Source organism: Psychrobacter sp. CoH-33_TS_01, assembly GCF_058189395.1.
Map to the genome: position 1 here is coordinate 60,897 of NZ_JBVGQI010000006.1, position 22,625 is coordinate 83,521.

Sequence of the window (22,625 nt, forward strand, 5' to 3'; positions counted from 1 at the left end):
ATTAGAACCTGGCTATAACCATGACTTCTAACATTACTCCTCCCATCACCACTATCGAAACCTCGGCAGAGCTCGAGAAGCATATCGAGCAACTCATCAAAATTGAGCCGCGCTTTGCACCAGTTTATAGCCAAGTTGGCGTACCGGATTTACGCCGCAATAGCGGTGGTTTTGAGCAATTGATGCGAGCTATGGTGGGTCAGCAGCTGTCGGTGGCGGCCGCACGAAGTATTTGGAATAAATTAGACCAGGCAGGATTAACCACACCCGAGGCTATCATTGCCGCCGATGATGAGTCACTTAAAGCCAATGGCTTATCGCGACAGAAGAGTCGCTATGTGCGTTCTTTAGCCGAGCATAATATCGACTTTGCGGCGTTAGCCGAGATGAATGATGACGCAGTGATTGCTACGTTGACGGCAGTTACAGGGATTGGTCGTTGGACGGCAGAGATGTATTTGTTGTTTTCGTTGGGTCGGGCGGATGTGCTGGCAGTGGATGATTTGGCGATTAAAGAGGGGGCTAAGCAATTGCTTGAGCTGGACGGGCGTCCTACGCCTAAGCAATTTCGCAAGTTAACTCAAAGTTGGTCACCGCATCGTAGTGCCGCGAGTTTATTACTATGGGCTTATTATGGGTTTTTGAAAAATAAAGAGGCGCTACCGGTTTAGGTTAAGTATTAGGGCAGGCAGAGTAAAAAAGCTAACAAGCTTGGCCTCAGCATTGGAGTCCTTTTGCAGGGGAGAAATATGCGGGTCAAGGGTAGGCGATCTTTAATGAGTTAGCTCGGTGCTCGTCCCTCACACTCTTAGCTTAATGACTACTGTAGGCTGGCGCTTTAGCCCAGCTAATATGAATTTTGCAAGAATGCTGGGCTAAAGCGCCAGCCTACGCAAAGTCTATAATAAAGGTCTGAGATAGCGTATGGTTAGCGCAGCGTAACCCACGGAATTATTCAAGGTTATAACTGTGGCTGTTACCCCAGCTATGCATACCTATTGCGATTCGTCTTTCATTAATCTAAAAAATTGCCTACCCAAAAAACAATCGCTGTGCCACCCGAAAAGTATTGCAGTGCGCCTCAACTACCTGTTCGATATCTTCCGAATAACCGCCACCCATCACTACTGCCACCGGGATATTATTATCGCGCGCTTGCGTTAGCACAAACTCATCTCGAGTCTGACACCCTTCCAAAGTAAGCGCCAATTTACCTAACTTATCCGTTGCCAGGACATCTACAGCCGATTGATAAAAAATCATATCGGGGGCGATCTCTGCAATTAATCGGGGCAAAGTCTCGGTGAGTATCGAAAGATAAGCCTCGTCATCCGTATCATTGGGCAAATCGATATCCAAGTCCGAAGGCGGACGGCGAAACGGATAGTTCTTTTCGCCATGCATGCTAAACACAAAGACACGTGGCTCATCCGCCATGATACTGGCGTTGCCATTGCCTTGATGCACATCCAAATCAACAATAAGAATTTTTGTGGCTTCCCCACGATTCAGCAGCAGATTACTAGCGATACAGACATCGTTAAACACACAAAAGCCCTCACCATGATCGGCGAAAGAGTGGTGTGTGCCACCAGCAACATTCATCGCTACGCCAAACTGCTTGGCATATAAAGCGCATTCATAAGTCGCATGGGCAATATAGCGGCCACGCTCGACCAAAGTTTCGCTCATCTCAAAACCAATGGCGCGCGCTTCTTTGCGGTCCAAGGTTTGCGTAGCGAGTTTATGCCAATACTCAGCCGTATGGGTGGTTAGTATTTCTGCTTCACTGAGTTTAGAGGGGGCAAAAAAATTCGCTTCGCTAATGGTGCCTTCCTGCAATAGCCGCTCAGGGATCATCGTATATTTCTGCATAGGAAAGCGATGTTTTTCGGGCACTTGATAGCGGAAGACTTCAGAATAAGCGATTTTTAGCATAAAGTAAGAACACAAAATCAGAGAGGTTTGGGGAAGGCGAGATGTAACATAGATAGCTATGAACTAGCGCTGAGGGTTATTAACCCGCAACGCCAGTCACTGTTGCTATTGATATCGTTGTTAGCTATGAGCTATTGCACGCGCTCAGAGGGTAAAAAATAAGTGCGGTCATTGACTTGATGCTGAATTTCATCGAGTAGGACATCGATATCTTCAGAGGGGTTGGGGTTGTCTAGTAAGTCGTTGAACAATTCATACGTTACTGTGGTCATCGCAATCACGCTTTGAATCAAATAGCTGATAACTTCATCAGACATACCAGCAGCTTCCACATCGATAGCGGTCTTATAGCGAATTTCACCGTCGCTTAAGTCCATCTCAATATTGCCCAAAATCATATCGTAGTTGAGCTGGGTCTTGAGCAGCATCGCGGCATTGCGATGGCTGTCAGGGATAGAAAAAGGCAAGATACCATAGACGGCGACCAGTTGAGTCCGCTCTTGGATACGGAACAGACACACCCAATTGACGGGTTCATTTTTCATACGCAAAGACAGATGATGGGTCTCTAAGTCATCATTATTCTTGGGATAATGATGGGTAAAGTGCCAATGCTGCGCGCTCAGATAGTCGTTAAAACGAGCGGTAATAGGAGCTTCGCCGGCATCAGGCCCTGTCAGACTGTTGGCTTGCATCTGTTTAAAAGATAGCGCGGCAGGCGTGTCTATATAGTCGTCAGCATCGTCGCCGGCTTCCTCAGGGTCCATAGCCTCTATCTCTAACTTCAGCGCAGACTTAGCTTGATGGCTAATGCTTATGGCAGGCGTCAGCGTTGCCCGTGTGCGCAGATCATTATCTTTTGCTTCAGGTGTCGCTTCGCTGTCACTAGTCTCCTGATTAGCAGCCACGCTCTCCTCTTGGTGCTCAGTGCCTTTTTCAGTCAATAGGCGCTTAAGCTTTTGCCACAAGTTAAGTTTTTTGGAGTGACTCATACAGAGGGGTATCCTTTGAGGTGCTGTTGGATATCGGGTTGGCCATAAAAAGCGGTTAGAAGTTGGCGAAGCGTATCCGTCAATAACTCGCTGTGCATAATATCGCTAATGAAAGTATGCAGATGGGGCAGTAGTGCGGCTACGCTAGCGTCATCAATATTCAGGCTAGCCGCCAAGGTAGCTAAGCTATCGTCTGCATGACGTTGATACCAAGTTTCAATGCCAACGCTAATCAAGGTCTTCGTATAAGATGACTGTCTTAAACGATTATAGCTGTCTTGTACACCGGCCTCTAACCTATTTAACGTCGTATTAGCATCGCTGCCGCCATTTGGGTTTTCACCAGCGCTAATAAGGCTGTCATCGTCAAGATACTGTTGTAGCGTACTAATGGGCGCAGTTTTGATACTCGCCCAACTCATCTCAATCAGTTTAGCGACTTCTGTATTACTTAGATGTGCTTTTGCACTACTTTCAGCTTGATGCGATAATTTTTTAATATTACGGTTGAGATAGCCCTGCAGTTTGTCATCGAGGTTATTACTGGTCGCCCGCTCAAAAGAGCTGCGGCCAAACTTCATCAGTTTACCTACACCGCCAGCCTTATCGAGGGTGGACTCCATAAAGTCATTGATAGCATGGTACAGAGTCTGGGTGAGCATATCGGTAAAGGTATCATTGCCGATGAGCGCATGGATGAGACTGCTGCGCTGCGACTCATGACTGGCGACATATTGCGCCAAAGCGGTGACCTGAGCATCATCGATTAATTCTGCCAGCACGACGTCATCATTGATCGGGTGATAGACCAAGGCCTGTAGCAAAGCGCGGATATCGGCACGCATGCTCTCGCTCATCGTCTGCGCCAAAGCCCAGTCATTGACCACACTGATCAGTTGGGCGGCAGAGACATAACGGGCTAAAGGCTGCGCGCCTAACCAATGCCAAAAATCGCTCCCAAGCTGCTGTTGATAAGCCGGCCGCGTCAACCACTGCTGCATAAACGCTATCTGCGCATCAATCAGCGGGGTCAATACAGCCAACTGCTCGCCAGAGAGCGTGGCCACGTCTGGCGACTCGAGAGTAGAAGGTAAGGCACTAGCGCTATTGTCAGTAGGGGGCATCATGATTCGGCTTAATTTGCTATACTTTAAGGCCTTAAAAAGGGTGATTTAACAGAATTGTCATTGTACTACATATGTCGTGCGATTACTTTAGCCGCAATAAGCCCCGCTATAGCTGTTATTTAGCCTATTAAGCGAGGGTTAAGAGCGGTAAAAATCAGTTATATCGTTGTATTTAAAAACATTCTATCTAAAAATATTCATAACTTAAAAAGACAGCTGTAGCGATGATAAATCCTCCCATAGTCGTGTTAGAAAACCTTACTGTTCAGCGCGGCGAGCTGCCCTTATGTGAAGGCGTGGAACTGCGCTTAGAAGCGGGGCAAATTTGTCATTTAATCGGGGCAAATGGGGCGGGTAAGACCACGTTATTAATGCAAATAGCAGGCCTTTTACCCGTTATCACAGGCAGTATCCGCTATTATGATGACCCCGAATTCTCCTTGCAGCCGCTATATGTCTCGCACCAGCTTGGTATTCACCCTAATCTGACGGTGGCACAAAACCTGACCTTTTTGCTCAATCTTTATGGTCTTTCTCCCAATATTGATGAGATCGATGCAGCGCTAACGTGGGTGGGTCTGCAAGGTTTTGAAGGGTTAAGCTCAAACCATCTTTCTGCAGGACAGACTCGGCGCATTGCCTTGGCACGCTTGTATTTAATGCAGCCAGAAATCACGCCTTTTTGGTTATTAGATGAGCCCTTTACCGCTTTGGATGTGGATATGGTAGCGCTGCTCTCAGAGCGTTTGGCCGAGTTTACGCAGCAGGGTGGGGCGGTATTAATGACCAGCCATCAGCCGGTTACCGTAGCCGATCAAGTGTTGGATTTGACTGATTATCTTTTATAGCTATCCTTAGGGCGTGTCCTCAATTAACAACACTAGCGTGTAATGGACTAAAACTGGCTATAGCTTAACTTAGATTAACAGGGTCATTCTGCGAAAATTGTCTAGACAATATGATCATATTCTCTGCAAAATTTCCATGGACTGACAAAAATCTATCTCACTTTTAGTCTCATGATTCAATTGAGAACACGTCCTAGTAAATATTTTTTATCACTGTCTATAACCTTCCAGTGATGCCACTATAATTCATAATATGAGCCCCATTAGCCGCTGCTGTGCTCCTGTAATAAGAGAACTTAATGTCTGATAATGTTGCCTCAGAATCTGTACCTGTTACGTCAAATACGGCTGTGCCCACTCGTAGCGCTGCTGCGCGTCCAATGATGACGGCGCGGCCAGGGATTAGCTTCGGTCAGCTCTGGCGCCGCGAGTGGTTGGTCAAGCAGCAGGGTGCGGTACAGTGGCTATATCCCTTAGTGCTGTTTTTGGTCATCATTACCTTATTTCCATTAGCCGTTGGTAGTGAGCCGCAGTTGCTCGCGCGCTTAGGCGTATCCGCGGTGTGGATTGCCGCGCTATTGTCATTGGTCATGGGAGTCGATGGTCTGTTTAAGCCGACCTTAGATAATGGCACCTTAGCACAGTTGATGGTGGCCGAGGCGCCACTGCCTTTATGGGTGCTGATTCGCTTGGCTATCCATTGGATTTTTAGCAGTGGCATTATTGCCTTGCTTAGCGTGTTAGCGGTGCCTTTGTTCGGCCTATCGTGGCTCGAGACCGGCATCTTGATGGCGTCTATTATCGCCGGCAGTCCTATGTTATTAATGCTATCCGCGATTGCCAGTAGTCTGACCTTATCGCTGAAAAATGGCGCGGTATTAGTGCCGCTCATCGCCTTACCCATGCAGCTGCCCGTATTGATTTTCGCTACTGGCGCAGTCGACCTATTTGCCACTGGTATGAATGGCTTGCCCATTTTGGCATTGCTATTAGCAGGCAGTATTGTTTCAGTATTAATAATGCCTTGGGTCATTGCGATGACATTAAGGATGGCTTGGTTAAACTAGGGCTTGTTGACTCTAACCACAAGCAGCCTATCGAGTCAGTTATAGAGACGGTCTAGCATGGAGCAGGGCTAGATTTTTGTTATAATGGTGTTTTATAGTCGGCAGACTATTAGACTTAAGCCAACCGCCAAGGTTTATTATCATGCCCAATTCCAGACCCGTCTCGACTCCTAGCCTATGGCAGCGTATTTGGCAGGTGTTTTTGGTGACCGTTGGCACCAAGCAATTTTTCGCTATATTCTCCCCTTGGGTGAAATGGCTGAGTATCGTGGCCGCCATTTGTCTGACGATTGGCAGTATCTGGGGCTTGGCTTTTGCGCCGCCGGACTATCTACAGGGCAACAGCTATCGGATTATATTTATCCACGTGCCTGCGGCGGGTCTGGCGCTGTCTATCTATTTTGCTATGGCTATCTTGGGCGTTATCTTTTTGGTCTGGCGGATTAAAACCGCCAACCTGGTAGCTCAAGCCTTAGCGCCCATGGGTTTTTTATTGTGTATCATTAGTTTGCTGACCGGCTCTATTTGGGCCAAGCCCACTTGGGGAACCTATTGGGTGTGGGATGCTAGACTGACCTCTATGCTGATTTTGGCCTTCCTATATGCTGGCGTGATGGCGCTATTTGCCGCTTTTGAGCACACGTCAAATCGTGGTAAGGCGGCGGCCATCTTATCTATTGTTGGCGCGGTGAATTTACCTATCATCAAATACTCAGTTAATTGGTGGAACACCTTGCACCAAGGCGCAACCTTTACCGTAACTTCAGCTCCGAAAATGTCGGTAGATATGTGGTTGCCGTTATTATTAATGATGATCGGTAGTTATGCTTTAGTAGGCGCCTTAGCTATTTATCGCACCAATACTTTAATCCTACGCCGTGACCAAGCTAAAGCTTGGGTCAATGAATACGTGCGCCGTAATAAGGCCAGCTAGGCTATTGCCCCGCCCGCGTAAGAGGCACGGTATAGTCTGGAAGTTCTAAGGTTAGTTGTCTGGTTTTAATCGCGTAGCAATGTATGAGGAGCTGATAATGCAGCCATATTTTTATAGCTTTTCTGAATTTTTGGCCATGGGCAAGCACGGTGTTTTTGTCTGGTCATGCTGGGCGATTACCGTAGGGATGCTACTGGCCTTTATTTGGTACAGTCGCCAGCAGCGCAAGACCTTACTTAAGCAATTGGCGGTGCAACAAGCGCGTCAAGCTCAGCGTCCTGCGAAAGCTAAGAGTAGAAAGCCATCATCTGTGACTGTCGCTGTGCCTAAGTCCGAAGGGTAGTAGTGGCTGGTGTACCGTCGTCATCATCATCCTTGAATGCTTCAGTTTTACCCCCATTAAACCTTAGTAATCCTTAATAATTTATAACGTTAAGTTAAACTTGTATTGTCTTAACGTGTACGCGTCCAATCCCTATCAGCCATTGTAATATTAGCCACGTCGATAATAGACGAATGAGAGTTAGGTATGAATGCAGTTCGCCGTAAAAAGCTCACTTGGGTCCTTGCCACTTTAGCAGGGGCCGTAGTAGCCGTGGTGTTGGTTATCTATGCGATTGGTCAACAGACCGATTACTACTTTGACCCAACCGCCATCGAGCAAGGTGAAGCCCCCCAAAACAAACGTATCCGTGCCGGTGGGATGGTGGTCGCTGGCAGTATTCATCGCGACCCCAACGACCCTACCCATGTGAATTTTGAAGTAACAGATTTTAATGCCACCGTGCCCGTAAGCTATGAAGGGATTTTACCCGACTTATTCGCCGAAAACTCAGGGGTCGTTGCCACGGGTAAAATGCAGGGTAAGACCTTTGTCGCGAGCGAAGTATTGGCCAAGCATGATGAAAACTATATGCCGCCTGAAGTCGCCAAATCGCTGAAACAAGACCAGAAAGCGCGTGGTGTAGCGCCAAGCTCAGAGCAGTATACGCCAGCGACACCGATGCATGAGTCTAAAACTTTGGTGCAATAGCCAGTCATTTGGCACGATTTAGAGCGCAGCAATAGCAGTCAAAGTAGCAATAGTAGTAGCCATAGAAAAAGGGGCAATCATTAGCGTGATTGCCCCTTTTTATTTTACGGTGTTAATTTTGACTAGGCAGGCCTCATAACGCGACCTAATTATTAGTCTGCCGAGCTATTAATCGTCCCAGTTAGGACTATAGTCAGGGTGCTCAATCATACGCCCAGCACTGCTTGCTAAAATGTTAATTTGGGTAATATCCTCACTATCTAAACGCACCTGTGCTGCGTCTAAATTACCTTGTAGATGGTCGGGATTGGCTGTTTTCGGAATAGCTATGCGTTTGCTATCTGAGAGAATCCAAGCCAAAGAGACTTGCGCTGGGGTAAGGTTATGTTTATCGGCAATAGCTTTAATAATATCGTTATCAAACACCTTACCGCGAGCAAGTGGCGAATATGCCTCTAGCAGAATATGATGGTTGTTCATAAAGCTCTGCAAGGTAGTTTGTTTGATAAACGGATGAAACTCCACTTGGTTGACTGCGATAGGCACATCCGCATGTGCTTTGGCCTCTAGCAAATAGTCGATATTAAAGTTTGAAACTCCGATATGGCGAGTCAGCCCTTGTTTCTGTAAGGCACATAATGCAGGGATAGTGTCGGCTAATGGCACCCGCTCATCCGGCCAATGCAGCAGCAGCAAATCGACATAATCCACCGCTAAATTCTCTAGCGAACGTTCGGCCGCCGCTTGCAAATTCTCAGGAGTAAACTTCATGTCGTCGGGGAATATTTTTGTGGTCAAAAAGAACTTCTCACGATTAACCCCAGACTGCTGAATGCCTTTGCCAACCTCGGTTTCATTGCTATAAGCTTGAGCGGTATCAATATGCTCATAGCCCATTTGTAGGGCTTGACTGACGATATCGATGCAGTCTTGACCAGTCGATTGCCAAGTGCCTAACCCTAATACAGGGATATTGGCAGGGCCTGCCGTACGGATATTATAAGTTTTATGCAAGTTCATATAATTTTCCTTATTTTTTATTCATTTAAAGTGTTTTGGCTAGCGTAAATAGTGGTCTATAAAATAGCTATTTATAAAATATCAGTGCTGCTCGCCATAACCTTACTATAAGGAAGTTTAGACTGCGGTTATAGGGATGCTGACGAAACCCTACAAAGTTGCCACAGGCTGTCACGGGTAGTTTTATAACCAGTAACGCTATTATTCATATTGGTTTTTAATCTATTAACAAAAACTCGAGACCAAAAAAAGCACTCCTAGCTCAAGCTAAAAGTGCTTTTTTATTGAACGACTAAAGTGTTTTCTAATCGTCCAACGGGTCTACTAGCTAACTTGCATTATTTAGCAGCAGGTTGCTCACCCCAAATTTTAGGGTATTTGTAGCCTGGGAAAGTTTCATGAGCATAGGCTTTGAACGCGTCAGAGTTATAAGCGTTGGTCACGTCTTTCACCCATGGCTGGTCTTTATCAGCGGTCTTAATAGCTGACCAGTTGACATAAGCAAAGCTAGGCTCTTGGAATAAAGCGTCGGTCAGTTTGATACCAGCGTCTGTCGCGTAGTTACCATTGATCACGGCAAAGTCTACTTCATCACGCGCACGTGGTAGCTGAGCGGCTTCTAATTCGACGATTTTGATATCGAATTTGCTGTTGTCATCGATGTCAGCTTTAGAGGCAGTTAATGGGTCGATGCCTTCTTTTAGCGTGATCCAGCCTAGGTCGGCCATCATTACTAGGGCACGAGCAAAGTTGCTTGGATCGTTTGGCGCAGAGACGCTCATGCCCTTATAAGCTTCTTCTAATTTGGTTTTTTTGCCAGAGTAGATGCCTAGTGGGGCAGTAGGGACTTGGAAAACTTCAACAAGGTCTAGCTTGTTTTCAGTTTTGAAAGTGTCTAGGTAAGGCTTGTGCTGGAAGATGTTAATGTCTAAATCGCCATCGGCCAAAGCTTGGTTCGGACGAACGTAATCGGTGAAAGTCACTAGCTCAACTTCATAACCTTGTGACTCAAGCGATTGCTTAACTTGGTTACGAACCATATCAGCAAAGTCACCTTCGGTAGTCCCGATGACGATTTTTTCTTTATTAGGATCACGGTCGCCAGTTTTGGTAGCTTCAGTCGTAGCAGTAGTGGTTTCTGTGGTTTCAGTGGTGGTAGGCTCTTGCTTCGTCGCTTCAGGCGCTGAAGAATTGTTACAACCGACTAAAACAAAGCCAGATACGCCAACAGCAGCAAAAGCAGTGGCGACTTGACGGCCAACAGTTGAAAGTTTCATATATTTTCCTTTGAGGACTTAAAAAACTGGGATAACGCAGCGTTTTGACGGTTGGTCTTAAAAGAGACAGTCACGCAACGATTATCATGAATAAGAGGGAGTGGCACGCTACTGATTGTGATGCCCTAACGAGACTAATAAACTTATATTGGGATTAATAAGCCTCTATTACCTTAATACACTAACCTATACGGCAGGATTAAGGAGACGCTAGGGCAAGCCAGTAACGGTCATTTTCAGCCCGCCAGTATAGTACAATTCGGTAACATTAGTTATGATTAATCTTCATAAGGTCATGAACTATTTTTCACACGACCGCTTTGCTTGACGGTAAGCCAGGGCGCTTAACAGGAGTCTATACTGGGTAGGACTACTTTATGAGTTTAGCTATGGCGGTTGAACTATCTCGGTTTCTCTATGTCAGCTTAGTTATATCAGTTTAGCTATTATAAAGTAGACGCGTTAGCGTTTGTCCAAACGCTGGGCTAATAAATTACCCCCCGCCTGAATCAGAATCACCATGATTGATAATAGAATGACAATAAACACCATCACTTCGGTTTGATAGCGATAATAACCATAACGAATGGCCAAATCCCCCAAACCACCGCCACCAATCATACCGGCAGCCGCTGAAAACGACAGCAAGCTGATGCTTAGGATAGTCACCGAAGAGACGATGCCTGAGCGCGCTTCGTTCAGCAACACTTTGATAATGGTAAATGGCGGGGCGCCCATAGATTCGGTTGCCTCGATGATACCGCGCGGTACTTCGCGTAAATTCTGCTCGACCAAACGGGCAAAATAAAACGACCCAGCAATGGCCAATACCAATGAGGCGGCGATTGGACCAATACCCGTACCGACAATAGCTTTAGTAAATGGGCTCATCGCAATCATTAAGATAACGAAAGGGAAAGCCCGCACAAAGTTGGTGATACCGCCCAGAATGGCATAAGCCGTTTTATTCTGCAAAAACTGCCGATCGCTCGATAAAAATAGAAAAATACCAAAGATACCACCAATCAAGATAGCGACCGTGGTAGAGATGCCGAGCATGATAAAAGTGTCTAGCAAAGCCTGCAAGATTTCTTTTTTCATGGTGAGCAGTTTGGCTATTGACTCAGAGAGTGCTGCGCTGATAATCATAATTAGTCCTCTAGAATCAAGCCTTGGCCGATAGGTGTCATCGCTTGAATAGCGCCGTCACTGATGTCAGCGACTTCTAACAGCTCGCCTTGATGGAGTAGGGCGACGCGGTTACATAGACGACGAATCACGCTCATCTCATGGGTCACGATGACGATGGTCACGCCTAGCTGCTCATTAATATCCCGCAAGCACGTTAGTAAGCTCCGCGTGGTAGCCGGGTCTAGCGCACTGGTAGGCTCATCGGCCAATAATACTTTTGGGTTAGGAGCAATGGCGCGGGCAATACCGACGCGCTGCTTTTGGCCACCGGACAGCTGTGCTGGATAATGCTGCGCGCGATCGTTTAAGTCGACGATATCTAGGCAGGCCATCACTCGGGCATGGATTTCTTTAGACGGGTAGCCGGCCACTTTTAAGTTAAAGGCGACATTGTCATAAACCGTGCGGTTCGACATCAAATTAAACTGCTGAAATATCATGCCAATATTATGGCGTGCTACCCGTAAGTCGCTTGCAGATAAACTGGTAAGGTCTTCATCATCGATGATAACTTGACCACCATCAGGACGCTCAAGCAGATTAATGAGACGCAGTAGCGTGGATTTACCCGCGCCTGAATACCCCATCAGACCAAAGATTTCACCCTTTTTGATGCGTAATGAAGTCGGTTGCACTGCCGTAAACCAATGCGGTTTGCCGGCCTTGTCTTTGACGGAGCGGTCGCTCATAAAGCGTTTGCTCACATCATTTAGAACGATCATATCACTCATAAAAGACTCAAAATTATCGGATAAGGCTACTGAAATTAAAAAAAGAGGCGGGTTGCTAGTGGCGCGTACTACATAATACAGTAGCAAGGCTAATCAATAGGGCAACATAGTCTAGGGCCGCGATCACTAATTAAACGGGATTCAATAGACGTTGAATAAGGAATTAGCAGTGCTAATACGCCGAGATAACCCGCTTAAATAAAGCGCAGTAATATAGCATATCTTAGCCTGACTAGATATATTAATGCGCTATTAGCGCATGCCAATACTTCATATCCGCTATAGGCGGTATCAGCCAAGTAGTGCCATTTTAAGCGTCTTCTACCACTAGCGAATGGTTGGAGGCCTCGATGGGTATGACTACCAAAAAGCGGGTATGACCATTTACGGTATCGGTAGAGATGCGGCCTTGATGGGCATGAACAATTTGCGAGACTAAGGATAAGCCAAGCCCTGAGCCTTTTTTATTTTGCTGTAGTCGTACAAAAGGACTAAAGATATCTTCGCGTTTATCCTCTGGAATACCGCTTCCTTCATCGATGACCGCCAGCACGGCATAGTTAGGCTTAATAGTAGGTGCTTCGGCTTTAGCTTTGCGGAGATGCTTGGTAAATAAGCTTTCTCTACGGGTTTTCGCTTCTACTATCGGTGCCGGCTCAGTAGTAGATTTCGACTCGTCGTCCGCAGTCGCTGGCAGCTCGGTGACGTTGGCTGGTTGCGATTTAGATGAGGAGGATACGGCAGAAAACGAGCTAATAATATCGGCATAGCTATGGTCATGCACTGGACCAGCAGCGGCGGTCTCATTATTATTAATACTGGCATTGCTTTTACTATTGCTGGCATTAGTAGCATTATTATTTGCTATCGCTGTCTTATTCTCTGGAAGTTTATCGTTAGCGGCGTTGTTATTGGCAGTAGTGCCATCCGTTACTAGGCCAGTTTCATCTACAGACTGGCTTGCAGTTGCACTCATATCGGCATTTATATCAGCACTTATCTCATTGATGAAAGGCGTGGCAGCGACATGACTGCCCCACTCATCATCCGCCATAGGCTCAAGGTCTTGAGTCAGTACAGTTTGTATCAAATGCTCAGGGATCGTCCCCGCATCTTCATACTTTTCTACCCCATATAGCATGACCGTGACAGGCGGAATACCATGCAGCATAGCATTGTTTAATAAGTTACGAATGAGGTGGGTTAGCAGTTGTGCCTGACCCTCAATCACGATATGTTCGCCCATCAAAAAGGCTTCAGGATAATGCTGATGCTCTTGATGGACCAGCTCATATAAATCCAAACGCTCCACTTGCTGTAAAGCATGCCCGGCATCTAAGCGGCTCACCAGTAGGATGCTCTCGACCAAATCGTTCAGACCAATAAGGTCGCGATTAATGGCCAAGGCACGTTTATCGAATTTCGCCTTACTTTCGGTCTTGAGCTCAGAGGCTAGCATATCCATCATTTCGATTTGTAGACGAATACGCGTGATGGGGGTGCGCAGCTCATGCGAGGCGTGCGCTAATAGCAAATTATTGGCATTGACCAAATGTTCGATTTTTTGGGCAGCTTGGTTAAACCCTTTGGCTAAGGAGGCAATCTCATCATTGCCCTTAACGTTGACGCGGGCGCTAAAGTCCCCGTCGCCTAATTGCACCATCTGCTGGCTTAATTGATCGATACGCCAAGTCATCGAGCGCGCAATCCACCACAATACCCCCGCCATGATGAGTAGCAGCAAGATAGTGCCGGTAAATAAATTTAGAGCTGCTGAAAAAGGGGCTTTTTTGGGAGGAATACGAGATTCGAACAGCAACGTATAGCCAGTGCTGCTATAGACTTGCACTTGCTGCGCTGGGGCATCTGATAAAAAAGGAAAAACTCGGCTGGCCATAGAAGGCTTTTTGGGCAAAGTGGTCGGCAGATCGCTACTTTCCGTCTGCATCAGCAAGTGACCTTCGTGATCGTACAGACCCATCTTGGCTTGTAGCGACTCATCAAAGATATCAAAGCTTTTTTTCACCACAGCCAGCATAAACCGGGCTTGCAAGCGGTTGTTATGCAAGGCCGCTTTATTGAGGTCTACTAAGAAAGGGTCGACTTGGCCGAGAATTTGCGTGGCCAGAACTTGCGAGCGAATTGTAGCGTCTTTATCGTGTACCAGCTGCGTTAACAGGACCATCGCTATGGCGAATAATGTCAATGCCAGCATGACACTGGCAAATAATTTGACGAATACTGAGCGAAAGCCGCGTTGCTGCATTTATAAAACTCGAGTTGGACCAATAGAGGACATTATTGCCTAGAGGTAAGGGGTTTAGCAAGCTAAAGCGATAAACAATAACGCAGAAAATAGGAGGTGGCCTGCAGGAGACCCCTCCTATTAATTTGATAATAATAACGCAGTTAGGTAGCGGTAGATGGCTAGAATTCAGCAGTCAGTGGCTACACCTGATCGGTCGCAAACTGATAGCCCACTCCGCGTACGGTAATGATGCGTTTAGGCTGGCGCGGATTGTCTTCAATCAGGGCGCGCAGTCTAGAGATATGCACATCAATAGCACGGTCGATATTGTCTGAGCTGTCGTCATTGGGCATGGCTTGCCAGAGCTGCTCACGGTTCAAGACTTTACCGGCATGGGTGGCAAAATAATGCAGCAGTTGGAACTGATGCGTGGTCAGGCGCACAGCTTGATCATCAATGGTCACTTCATGGCTGTCTGGGAACACGCTTAGGCGGCCAAAGGTAAGGCTGTCTGAATGGCTATCCGCTTGGTTCGGCTGCTCATGGCGACGCAGTACCGCACGGATACGCGCTAATAACTCACGCGGCTCAAAAGGCTTGGCGATATAGTCGTCAGCGCCCATCTCTAACCCTAAGACGCGATCCGTAGTATCGCCCTTAGCCGTCAACATGATAATGGGGACTTTGTTGGTCTGATTATTCTTACCACCACGAATCTTTTGGCAAACTTGCATACCATCCATATCCGGTAGCATTAAATCGAGCACCACAAGATCAATATCGCGCTCTTTGGTATCTAGGACATTAAGGCCATCTTGGCCCAAGCCAGCATGATGTACTTCGTAATAGTTCATCGACAGATATTCGCTGATTAATTCGGCTAGGTCTGGATCGTCTTCAATTAATAAAATTTGCTTGCTCATAAGATATCCTTTAATTAAATTTTTATAGGAATGTGCAGACTCGGACTACGTTAGGAAACGCTTGGATAATACACCCAGTGGTTTTCATACTAGTGTGGCTGTCACATGATATTTACTACAGACTGACTAACTATAATGGCTAATTTTATGTCGTTATTGTTATAGGACGTTGTAGGGTTAGCTGTCGGTGATTATAGGATTAGCCGTTGGTATTAATTTTCGGACTTAAGAGGCACATTTAAGACCTCTAGTCTTAGGCTGTTATAGTGCCGAATTACGGGGTAACCATACAAGAGGCCAATTGTTACTGAGTCTCTTAAATGTAACGCCCTTACCCCTGTCTTTATACGTTTGTCTAAGCCCTGTCCCTTTATTTAAGAAACGTTGCGTTATAAAGGAAACACCGCTGTCGTTATCCCTTATTTGTGGGGCAACCATCTTTTATTTATGGCGCAATTAACGCTTATTTATAGAAAGCTCCCTAGCCGCAAAGACGCCAGTACAGAATCCTAGCAGGCCTTACGATTAAGACACCACTACTTTTTTCCCTTCTGAGTCCGTGGGTAGGGGCGCAAGGCAAATTAAACTGTCATTATTAATACCGGCCACCAGATACTGCTGAGTTTCCGGGTCATATTCAATGACCTGAATCTGTTGCCGGCTCAGACGTTGATCCTGACCAATAATCCACACCTCAGCTTTAATAGGATTGATGGCGCGGTATGGCGGGGTTAGCAGCGAGGTCAAATCGGCATTATGAATTCCAGATTTAGGCACGATAGTACCGACCTCAATCTGCCCGTAATCGACTCGGCCTAGCACCGTCATATTAGGTTTGAGTTGGTTGTGTATTTCGTCATGTTGGGTGATATGCACATGAACCAGCAGATGTTGTGGATTACTCGAGGGCACTAGCTTGCTAATTTGTCCGGTAAACGTGTCTGGCAAGGTCGTTACCGAAAAAGTCACGTTTTGCCCTATAGACAGCTGCGATTTCGCGCTGATAGGCAACGTCGCTATAAATTGTAGATCATTAGGGTTACTCAGTTTGAGTAGGGGCTGCTGCGCCGTTACGCGATCGCCTGCCTTGATATCGAGCTGCTCAATACTGCCAAAGAACGGGGCTTTAAAGGTGAGCAGTTGGCCTACCTTATATACGGTGGCTGGCGGCGTTGCGGGTGTTGTACTAGCAGGTGCGCTAGGGTCATTGGGAGCATTTTTGGCCAATTCTGGAGGTTGCTCATTAGCTGCTGGCTTAGTAGGCGTGGTCTTCGTAGCAGCGACTGTAGGGTTAGACTCTTCAGCCTGAGCGCCTGTTGCTACCGTGTCTGTTGCTGATTCGTCGGCTTCTGCGCTGTCTGTTTTTAGGTCGTCTGTGGCGCCCTCTGCATTCGCCAGTACTTTTAAGACGAATAATGGGGTGTCTTTTTTGACCTGTTGATTTGCAGTGACCAATACCTCTTGTACGCTAGCATTGGTGGGGCTGGCTAGCGTGGTGGTGTTGGTAGCAAACATGGTGCCTTTTAAGCCCAAGCTGGGCTGATAACGTTTGGATTTAATATTCAAAATATGGTTGGTAGTTAGCGTCACCGTATCGGCAGTAATGATGACCTTATCGTCGCTGCCCTGAGTAGGGTCTGCTGCGGCCTCATTGGTAGCTTGCTCAGCAGGGGGCTGGCAGGCGACCAAACTTAATCCCAATAGCACACTTATAGAAAGCCGCGATAACACAGATGACTTTAATACAGAGGACTTTAATAAAGGACGCTTTACTAAAGAAGACTTTAACCCTGTTCGCGTAGTGGGCTGCGGCGACCCCGATAGCCTGCCTTTTGTATGAGCTTTATTACTAGATATGGCAGGGTGAAAAGCCATCGCAGGTAATTCGATAGACTTTGAGCGAGGTGGGGTAGAGGATCGGTCAGTCATAAGTAGGGGCTCGATATATAAGGCAGAAGTATAAGGCAATTGCGTAATAACAGTAAGGTCCGGATTAATTACAAGAAAGTCCGAATTAATAACCGTAAGGGCCGGTTGGGATAATGCCATGCTAATGTAATCTGGGGAAATTCATGAATATCTGCCGATTATAGGGATAAATGCTAAAACAGATGCTGAATAATTATAAGAATAGAACAAAGCTTTTATTGATTATAAAATGATATAAAAGACAGATAAATCAACAAATTTTATTACTTATGAAAACAACTATTGTTCGTTAGACTAAAAAAAACTTATAAAAATATATATTTAGTAACTCCTCAATCCATATTTTTAGCTAGATATTGTCAGGCTATGGCTATAATATTCTTATGTTAAATGTATCTCTGTAGTCTTTAATATATGATTTTTTTTGTTACCATAAGTGCTATGATGCGTTCTAGACATTTACATCGCTAGCAGGTTGCGTTGATACTGCAAGGACGTAGTTACACGGTTTGAGTAGCCTGAAACCACTAGCAGATATCGCAATGAGGCGACTCTGGCATAATTTAATATCTCATAATTTGACTCAGATATTTATAGGATAATGGTAATGGAAAATAACTTTGAAGGTTTAAAGGTCATGGTCATTGATGACTCTAAAACCATTCGCCGCACCGCAGAGACCCTACTGCAAAAAGCGGGTTGTGAAGTCATAACGGCAGTCGATGGTTTTGATGCCTTAGCTAAGATAGTAGACAATAACCCTGATATTATTTTCGTCGACATTATGATGCCGCGCTTAGATGGCTATCAAACCTGCGCTCTAATTAAGAATAATCCAGAATATTCCAGTAAGCCTGTCATTATGCTGTCTTCTAAAGATGGTTTATTTGATAAGGCACGTGGACGTATTGTTGGCTCTGATGAGTACTTAACCAAGCCTTTTAGTAAAGATGAGCTGTTTAACGCCATTAACCAATATCGATAATATTGCCGGCCAGCTGCTACCTGCAGCGCCGGCTTTTTTTTAGGGCTAATTTTAGTCTTTGCATACATTTAAGGGGAATGGTATGACTACCATTTTAGTTGTCGATGATTCACCATCCGAGATGGCTAGGTTTCGCGACATACTGGCAAAAAATAACTTTACGGTTATAGAGGCGAGTAATGGTGAGGAAGGCTGTGCGAAAGCGGCTGAGCACCTACCTGACGTTATCTTAATGGATATCGTTATGCCTGAAGTCAATGGCTTTCAAGCAACGCGTCGCATCACCCGCGGCAAGACCACCTCCCATATTCCTGTGGTCATGGTCAGCACGAAGAATCAAGAGACCGATCGCCTTTGGGGCAAGCGTCAAGGGGCCAAGGAGTACTTGACCAAGCCTATCCAAGAACAAGAACTTATGCGGGTCATCCGTTCAGTAATGGAGTAAGTTGTGGCTTCTAAAGGGTTTATTGAAATACTTCGCTTAGCAGATCTCGCCAAAGCTCGGCAAAGTGGTCGCTATAATGCACAAAAAACGCAATGGGTAGGCGTCGTCTTTGAAGTATCAGGACAACGGTTAGTAGCGCCTATGGGCGAAGTCTCTGAAGTCCTCAGTATGCCTGATTTAACCACCATACCCTTAACTAAGCCTTGGCTGCTTGGGGTGGCCAACGTTCGTGGCCGCCTGCTCCCACTAACCGACTTGACTTCGTTTTTATCTTTGCCTAGAGCATCGGTGCGTCCTAGCCAAAGAAAAGTCTTAGTTATTGACCAGCCTGGATTTTTTTCAGGCTTAGTCATCGACGCCGTGTTAGGTATCCAGCAGTTTACGAGTGCCCAATATCGGGCAGAATCTTTGCCTAGTGACTCGCCTCTTGCCGCGTACAGCCATGGTAAGTTCGTGAAAGATGAGCAAGAGTGGTTCGTCTTTATGCCCAGCTTACTGGTACAAGATCAGCGCTATGTAGAAGCCGCTATTTAAAATAAAGGCCTTGTGGCTGCGTTAATAGAGCGTGGGCTAAAGCAGATATCTGCTTATAACAACTTAGCTAACCACTTAACTATAAACAGACTAATAAATTCAGTTAATTCAGGCTAACCCTTACGGTGGTGAGCGCTATTGCAACACCAAACCTTGTGTTGAGCAATACGACTATGACCAAGCGCTATTATTTTGGGGTTTAATATTAATCAGTCAACGATATCAGCAACATAGACATTAGCAATGCACACTTGGCGAATGGCTTAGGCGACTGTTTTGGAGAGATTAAATACAATGAGTACTTTGAATAACCAGACCGAAGCGAAAATAATTCAGACAGATCCTTCAGCCGCGGACAATGAACGCGATATTTGGCAAGTACTGCGTTGGGTTTTCGCTATCCTAAGCTTAGCCAGTTTAGCGTGGCTGATTTACACTCTACTGAATATGAATAACTACTTAGGTAGCGTCAACCAGTTAGAGATCAGCTCTGCTAATATCGTGCAAGACTTAAATGAAGCGACTTTCTCGCAAGATTTTGAAGTCACCAGTAAGGCCTACGAAAAACTCCAGAGAGATGTGCAGCTGTATGAAGGGGCATTAAACGAAGCCCAAGCTACGGCCTCTGATAACCGAGCTGTATTCAAAGACTTGGCTAACGATTGGGCAGCTAATAAAGAGCAGATTGACTATGTCTTGGCGCATATCAATGATGTCAATGCGCTAAAAGATTTGCAAGAGCGCGTAACGGGTGGCAGTGAGCAGCTACAAAACCATTACCGTCAAGTGACTCAGCAAGCGGTTGCAGCCGGTCTACCCGCAGCAGCTATCAGCGATATTCAAGAGCAAATGCTACGTGCGCAGCGCATCAATACTGAAATGCAAGCGTTGACGCGTGGTATCGACAGCAATTCAAAAACTTTCAATGAGCAAGTAGCAGCGTTCGCCACCACTTTAGCCGCGCAGAAAACCAGCTATGGTCAAAACCTACCTGCCCTACAACAGGTGGATCAAACCTATCAACAATTGATAGCCCCAGTTTCACAGCAAATTAAGACGCTAAATGATCCGGTTATTAAAACCCGTGAAAATGCTTACGCGTTAAACGATATCGCCCGCAATACCCAAACTAAGCTAGAGAATGTAAATCGTAATATTCTAACGCGTAGTGGCATTATTTTACCGGCGCTAGGGTTCCTAATCGGCCTCTTAGGCTTGATATATTCTTTCTATAACCTACTGAACCGCCGTGGTCGCTCGCAGCGCCTCTTGATCGAAAAAGAAACCATGCGTCAGAGACAAGAAGCTGAAGTTGAGTCAGAGCGTGCGCGTAAGATTCAGGAAGAAAACGAACGTAACCAGATCGCTATTTTGCGTCTACTTGATGAGTTAGGCGATTTGGCAGAAGGTGATTTGACGGTAAATGCGACGGTATCAGAAGACTTTACGGGAGCCATTGCTGACTCGGTCAACTTCGCAATCGATCAGCTGCGTCAACTGGTTACTGCCATTAACACCACAGCTGAGCGCGTAGCAACCTCTTCAGAACAAACTCAGATGAATGCGATTGAACTGGCTGAAGCTTCTGAGCATCAGGCGCAAGAAATTGCTGGGGTATCGGCTGCTATTAATGAGATGGCAGTTTCTATTGACCAGGTATCTGCGAACGCTAACGAGTCAACCGCAGTTGCTCAACGCTCGGTTGCTATTGCTTATAATGGCGCTGCCGTTGTACAGCGCTCGATTGAAGGTATGAACGTTATTCGTGATCAGATTCAAGAGACCTCAAAACGTATTAAGCGTCTGGGTGAGTCTTCACAAGAAATTGGAGATATCGTTAGCTTGATTAACGACATTGCCGATCAGACCAACATTCTAGCCTTGAACGCCGCTATTCAGGCCTCGATGGCTGGGGAAGCGGGTCGTGGTTTCGCGGTAGTTGCCGATGAGGTTCAACGTCTTGCAGAGCGCTCTGCTAATGCGACCAAACAGATTGAAACCCTCGTGAGAACGATTCAGGCCGATACGAGTGAAGCGGTTATGTCGATGGAGTCTACGACTTCAGAGGTTGTCCGTGGTGCCCGCCTAGCGAAAGATGCTGGTGAAGCCCTCGAGGAAGTACAGAGCGTCTCGAATACCTTGGCAGATCTGATTCAGAATATTTCGAACGCCGCTCAGCAACAGGCAGATTCTGCAGGTCATATTTCTAACACGATGAATATTATCCAAGATATTACCTCACAGACCTCGTCAGGTACCATGACTACGGCACGTTCAGTAGGTCAGCTAAGTGAGATGGCAGTGGCGCTGCAGGAGTCAGTATCTGGCTTTAAGCTGTCAGACGATGATTTTGTTGCAGAAGAAGACCTACGCTCGGCATAAGCAGGATCAATATAGCTGATGTTAATGCCTTCATACTGATAGATAGGGGCCAACACTATAATGGGGTTGGCCGCTGATGAATACTCTTAACGGGTGGTTATGAGCAGCACTATTAATACGCCAAGGTGGCAAAACTACATCGAAAGTAAGATAGGCTTTGTGCTGCCCAAAACTCAAGTGAGATGGCTAAGTAATGCCATTTTGACGACCGCAGAGGACAGTGGGCGGAGTTTGTCTGAGCTTTGGCTCGCAGTACAAACGGATGTGAGACTGCGCCAACAACTGCTTGATAGAGTATTAATAGTGGAAAGTCGGTTTTTTCGTCACGGGCCATCTCTTGAGTATATAGCGGCTTTAGCCAAGGAGCAGGCTGTAGCTCGCGAGCACCGCATAACTGCAGACGATACCCTTGATAACAGACTAAATAATAGACCGCAAAAGCAGTCTTCCTATCGAATATGGAGTGTCGGGTGTGCTAGGGGTCAAGAAGTATGGTCATTGGCCATGCTGCTGGAAAATAGCGGAATAGCAGATTATTGTATTTTGGGTACTGATGTGAATTACGAAGCTATTCAGGACGCGCAGCAAGCCCTCTATTGTCCTCGGGAAATAGCGACCATTCCAGAGGACTACCAGCATTACATACAACCCTGTGATACTGACGACAGCTTACTCAGCCCGCTCACAGAATCCCAAAGCATAGAGACGGGCTGCCGTTGGCAAGTAATAGACGCGTTACGCAGTAAGGTGAGTTTTCGCCATCATAATATATTTGGTACTAAGGCGGCGACTCATACCAAGCAACAAGTCATTATTTGCCAAAATATGCTGATTTATTTTCGACAATTTGATCAACGCGATATCTTGGCGAGATTCGTAGAACAATGTGAGCTTGGGGGCCATATTATTTTAGCTCCCGGCGAGGCGCTATTTTGGCAGCATCCTAAGATGCAGCGTATCTCCCACCCAGAAGTGAACTTATGGCAAAAGATACGGGCATGATTAGACTGCTCTAGCGTAC

Annotated in this window: 20 protein-coding genes and 1 pseudogene; 11 read left to right on the top strand and 10 right to left on the bottom strand. The window is 46.2% G+C overall.

Annotated elements, in window-relative coordinates; genetic code table 11:
• Nucleotides 1–20 precede the first annotated feature (20 nt).
• Nucleotides 21–671 carry a DNA-3-methyladenine glycosylase family protein gene (locus tag ACZ2XM_RS10520; protein ID WP_490588914.1) on the top strand — a complete coding sequence of 217 codons (651 nt, stop codon included), beginning with the start codon at nucleotides 21–23 and terminating at the stop codon, nucleotides 669–671.
• Between the two features lie 361 nt (nucleotides 672–1,032).
• Here ACZ2XM_RS10520 and ACZ2XM_RS10525 read toward each other — a convergent pair whose 3' ends face one another.
• The 3 genes from ACZ2XM_RS10525 to ACZ2XM_RS10535 form a co-directional block, all read right to left on the bottom strand.
• The gene (locus tag ACZ2XM_RS10525; RefSeq protein ID WP_490588913.1) at nucleotides 1,033–1,938 is read right to left on the bottom strand and encodes a histone deacetylase family protein; all 906 of its coding nucleotides are present in this window, start codon (nucleotides 1,936–1,938) and stop codon (nucleotides 1,033–1,035) included.
• 131 nt (nucleotides 1,939–2,069) lie between these two features.
• On the bottom strand, nucleotides 2,070–2,930 hold the full coding sequence (locus ACZ2XM_RS10530) for a YbjN domain-containing protein (RefSeq protein ID WP_490588912.1): 861 nt from the start codon (nucleotides 2,928–2,930) through the stop codon (nucleotides 2,070–2,072).
• Nucleotides 2,927–4,057, bottom strand: a complete 1,131-nt coding sequence (locus ACZ2XM_RS10535) for a hypothetical protein (protein WP_490588911.1) — start codon at nucleotides 4,055–4,057, stop codon at nucleotides 2,927–2,929. The genes ACZ2XM_RS10530 and ACZ2XM_RS10535 overlap by 4 nt, the downstream gene beginning before the upstream one ends.
• Before the next feature lie 224 nt (nucleotides 4,058–4,281).
• Between ACZ2XM_RS10535 and ccmA the strand changes: the two genes are divergently transcribed.
• From ccmA to ccmE, 5 genes are all read left to right on the top strand, one after another.
• On the top strand, nucleotides 4,282–4,905 hold the full coding sequence (gene ccmA / locus ACZ2XM_RS10540) for a heme ABC exporter ATP-binding protein CcmA (protein ID WP_490588910.1): 624 nt from the start codon (nucleotides 4,282–4,284) through the stop codon (nucleotides 4,903–4,905).
• 383 nt (nucleotides 4,906–5,288) lie between these two features.
• The gene (locus tag ACZ2XM_RS10545; protein WP_490588967.1) at nucleotides 5,289–5,972 is read left to right on the top strand and encodes a heme exporter protein CcmB; all 684 of its coding nucleotides are present in this window, start codon (nucleotides 5,289–5,291) and stop codon (nucleotides 5,970–5,972) included.
• A gap of 142 nt (nucleotides 5,973–6,114) precedes the next feature.
• Nucleotides 6,115–6,906 (top strand): heme ABC transporter permease CcmC, encoded by a 792-nt coding sequence (ccmC, locus tag ACZ2XM_RS10550; protein WP_490588909.1) that lies wholly within the window; start codon nucleotides 6,115–6,117, stop codon nucleotides 6,904–6,906.
• Nucleotides 6,907–7,003: 97 nt separating this feature from the next.
• Entirely contained in the window at nucleotides 7,004–7,249 is a 246-nt protein-coding gene (gene ccmD / locus ACZ2XM_RS10555) for a heme exporter protein CcmD (RefSeq protein ID WP_490588908.1), read from the top strand.
• Between the two features lie 186 nt (nucleotides 7,250–7,435).
• Nucleotides 7,436–7,939 (top strand): cytochrome c maturation protein CcmE, encoded by a 504-nt coding sequence (gene ccmE / locus ACZ2XM_RS10560; protein WP_490588907.1) that lies wholly within the window; start codon nucleotides 7,436–7,438, stop codon nucleotides 7,937–7,939.
• 168 nt (nucleotides 7,940–8,107) lie between these two features.
• Here ccmE and ACZ2XM_RS10565 read toward each other — a convergent pair whose 3' ends face one another.
• The 7 genes from ACZ2XM_RS10565 to ACZ2XM_RS10595 all read right to left on the bottom strand — a co-directional run bounded on the left by ACZ2XM_RS10565 (nucleotide 8,108) and on the right by ACZ2XM_RS10595 (nucleotide 17,258).
• Entirely contained in the window at nucleotides 8,108–8,959 is an 852-nt protein-coding gene (locus ACZ2XM_RS10565) for an aldo/keto reductase (RefSeq protein WP_490588906.1), read from the bottom strand.
• A 338-nt stretch (nucleotides 8,960–9,297) separates the two neighbouring features.
• On the bottom strand, nucleotides 9,298–10,236 hold the full coding sequence (locus ACZ2XM_RS10570) for a MetQ/NlpA family ABC transporter substrate-binding protein (protein WP_490588905.1): 939 nt from the start codon (nucleotides 10,234–10,236) through the stop codon (nucleotides 9,298–9,300).
• A 462-nt stretch (nucleotides 10,237–10,698) separates the two neighbouring features.
• Nucleotides 10,699–11,385 carry a methionine ABC transporter permease gene (locus tag ACZ2XM_RS10575; protein WP_490588904.1) on the bottom strand — a complete coding sequence of 229 codons (687 nt, stop codon included), beginning with the start codon at nucleotides 11,383–11,385 and terminating at the stop codon, nucleotides 10,699–10,701.
• Between the two features lie 2 nt (nucleotides 11,386–11,387).
• Complete coding sequence (locus ACZ2XM_RS10580) at nucleotides 11,388–12,158, bottom strand: methionine ABC transporter ATP-binding protein (protein WP_490588903.1); 771 nt, start codon at nucleotides 12,156–12,158, stop codon at nucleotides 11,388–11,390.
• Between the two features lie 310 nt (nucleotides 12,159–12,468).
• Nucleotides 12,469–14,424: an ATP-binding protein gene (locus tag ACZ2XM_RS10585; protein ID WP_490588902.1), complete on the bottom strand. Its 1,956-nt coding sequence runs from the start codon at nucleotides 14,422–14,424 to the stop codon at nucleotides 12,469–12,471.
• 182 nt (nucleotides 14,425–14,606) lie between these two features.
• Nucleotides 14,607–15,329, bottom strand: a complete 723-nt coding sequence (locus ACZ2XM_RS10590) for a response regulator transcription factor (protein WP_490588901.1) — start codon at nucleotides 15,327–15,329, stop codon at nucleotides 14,607–14,609.
• A 525-nt stretch (nucleotides 15,330–15,854) separates the two neighbouring features.
• On the bottom strand, nucleotides 15,855–17,258 hold the full coding sequence (locus ACZ2XM_RS10595; protein ID WP_490588900.1) for an efflux RND transporter periplasmic adaptor subunit: 1,404 nt from the start codon (nucleotides 17,256–17,258) through the stop codon (nucleotides 15,855–15,857).
• 607 nt (nucleotides 17,259–17,865) lie between these two features.
• Between ACZ2XM_RS10595 and pilG the strand changes: the two genes are divergently transcribed.
• The 5 genes and pseudogenes from pilG (at nucleotide 17,866) to ACZ2XM_RS10620 (ending at nucleotide 22,606) form a co-directional block, all read left to right on the top strand.
• Nucleotides 17,866–18,243, top strand: a complete 378-nt coding sequence (gene pilG, locus ACZ2XM_RS10600; protein ID WP_490588899.1) for a twitching motility response regulator PilG — start codon at nucleotides 17,866–17,868, stop codon at nucleotides 18,241–18,243.
• Nucleotides 18,244–18,325: 82 nt separating this feature from the next.
• On the top strand, nucleotides 18,326–18,688 hold the full coding sequence (locus tag ACZ2XM_RS10605; RefSeq protein WP_490588898.1) for a response regulator: 363 nt from the start codon (nucleotides 18,326–18,328) through the stop codon (nucleotides 18,686–18,688).
• A 3-nt stretch (nucleotides 18,689–18,691) separates the two neighbouring features.
• Entirely contained in the window at nucleotides 18,692–19,222 is a 531-nt protein-coding gene (locus tag ACZ2XM_RS10610; protein ID WP_490588897.1) for a chemotaxis protein CheW, read from the top strand.
• Nucleotides 19,223–20,554: 1,332 nt separating this feature from the next.
• Nucleotides 20,555–21,604 (top strand): annotated as a pseudogene (locus tag ACZ2XM_RS10615) (methyl-accepting chemotaxis protein); the annotation flags it as partial.
• Nucleotides 21,605–21,703: 99 nt separating this feature from the next.
• On the top strand, nucleotides 21,704–22,606 hold the full coding sequence (locus tag ACZ2XM_RS10620) for a CheR family methyltransferase (protein ID WP_490588896.1): 903 nt from the start codon (nucleotides 21,704–21,706) through the stop codon (nucleotides 22,604–22,606).
• Nucleotides 22,607–22,625 lie beyond the last annotated feature (19 nt).

Bases quoted from the DNA above. Each gene is read 5' to 3' on its own strand.
- ACZ2XM_RS10520 (WP_490588914.1), top strand. From the start codon at position 21: ATGACTTCTAACATTACTCCTCCCATCACCACTATCGAAACCTCGGCA.
- ACZ2XM_RS10525 (WP_490588913.1), bottom strand. From the start codon at position 1,938: ATGCTAAAAATCGCTTATTCTGAAGTCTTCCGCTATCAAGTGCCCGAA.
- ACZ2XM_RS10530 (WP_490588912.1), bottom strand. From the start codon at position 2,930: ATGAGTCACTCCAAAAAACTTAACTTGTGGCAAAAGCTTAAGCGCCTA.
- ACZ2XM_RS10535 (WP_490588911.1), bottom strand. From the start codon at position 4,057: ATGATGCCCCCTACTGACAATAGCGCTAGTGCCTTACCTTCTACTCTC.
- ccmA (WP_490588910.1), top strand. From the start codon at position 4,282: ATGATAAATCCTCCCATAGTCGTGTTAGAAAACCTTACTGTTCAGCGC.
- ACZ2XM_RS10545 (WP_490588967.1), top strand. From the start codon at position 5,289: ATGACGGCGCGGCCAGGGATTAGCTTCGGTCAGCTCTGGCGCCGCGAG.
- ccmC (WP_490588909.1), top strand. From the start codon at position 6,115: ATGCCCAATTCCAGACCCGTCTCGACTCCTAGCCTATGGCAGCGTATT.
- ccmD (WP_490588908.1), top strand. From the start codon at position 7,004: ATGCAGCCATATTTTTATAGCTTTTCTGAATTTTTGGCCATGGGCAAG.
- ccmE (WP_490588907.1), top strand. From the start codon at position 7,436: ATGAATGCAGTTCGCCGTAAAAAGCTCACTTGGGTCCTTGCCACTTTA.
- ACZ2XM_RS10565 (WP_490588906.1), bottom strand. From the start codon at position 8,959: ATGAACTTGCATAAAACTTATAATATCCGTACGGCAGGCCCTGCCAAT.
- ACZ2XM_RS10570 (WP_490588905.1), bottom strand. From the start codon at position 10,236: ATGAAACTTTCAACTGTTGGCCGTCAAGTCGCCACTGCTTTTGCTGCT.
- ACZ2XM_RS10575 (WP_490588904.1), bottom strand. From the start codon at position 11,385: ATGATTATCAGCGCAGCACTCTCTGAGTCAATAGCCAAACTGCTCACC.
- ACZ2XM_RS10580 (WP_490588903.1), bottom strand. From the start codon at position 12,158: ATGAGTGATATGATCGTTCTAAATGATGTGAGCAAACGCTTTATGAGC.
- ACZ2XM_RS10585 (WP_490588902.1), bottom strand. From the start codon at position 14,424: ATGCAGCAACGCGGCTTTCGCTCAGTATTCGTCAAATTATTTGCCAGT.
- ACZ2XM_RS10590 (WP_490588901.1), bottom strand. From the start codon at position 15,329: ATGAGCAAGCAAATTTTATTAATTGAAGACGATCCAGACCTAGCCGAA.
- ACZ2XM_RS10595 (WP_490588900.1), bottom strand. From the start codon at position 17,258: ATGACTGACCGATCCTCTACCCCACCTCGCTCAAAGTCTATCGAATTA.
- pilG (WP_490588899.1), top strand. From the start codon at position 17,866: ATGGAAAATAACTTTGAAGGTTTAAAGGTCATGGTCATTGATGACTCT.
- ACZ2XM_RS10605 (WP_490588898.1), top strand. From the start codon at position 18,326: ATGACTACCATTTTAGTTGTCGATGATTCACCATCCGAGATGGCTAGG.
- ACZ2XM_RS10620 (WP_490588896.1), top strand. From the start codon at position 21,704: ATGAGCAGCACTATTAATACGCCAAGGTGGCAAAACTACATCGAAAGT.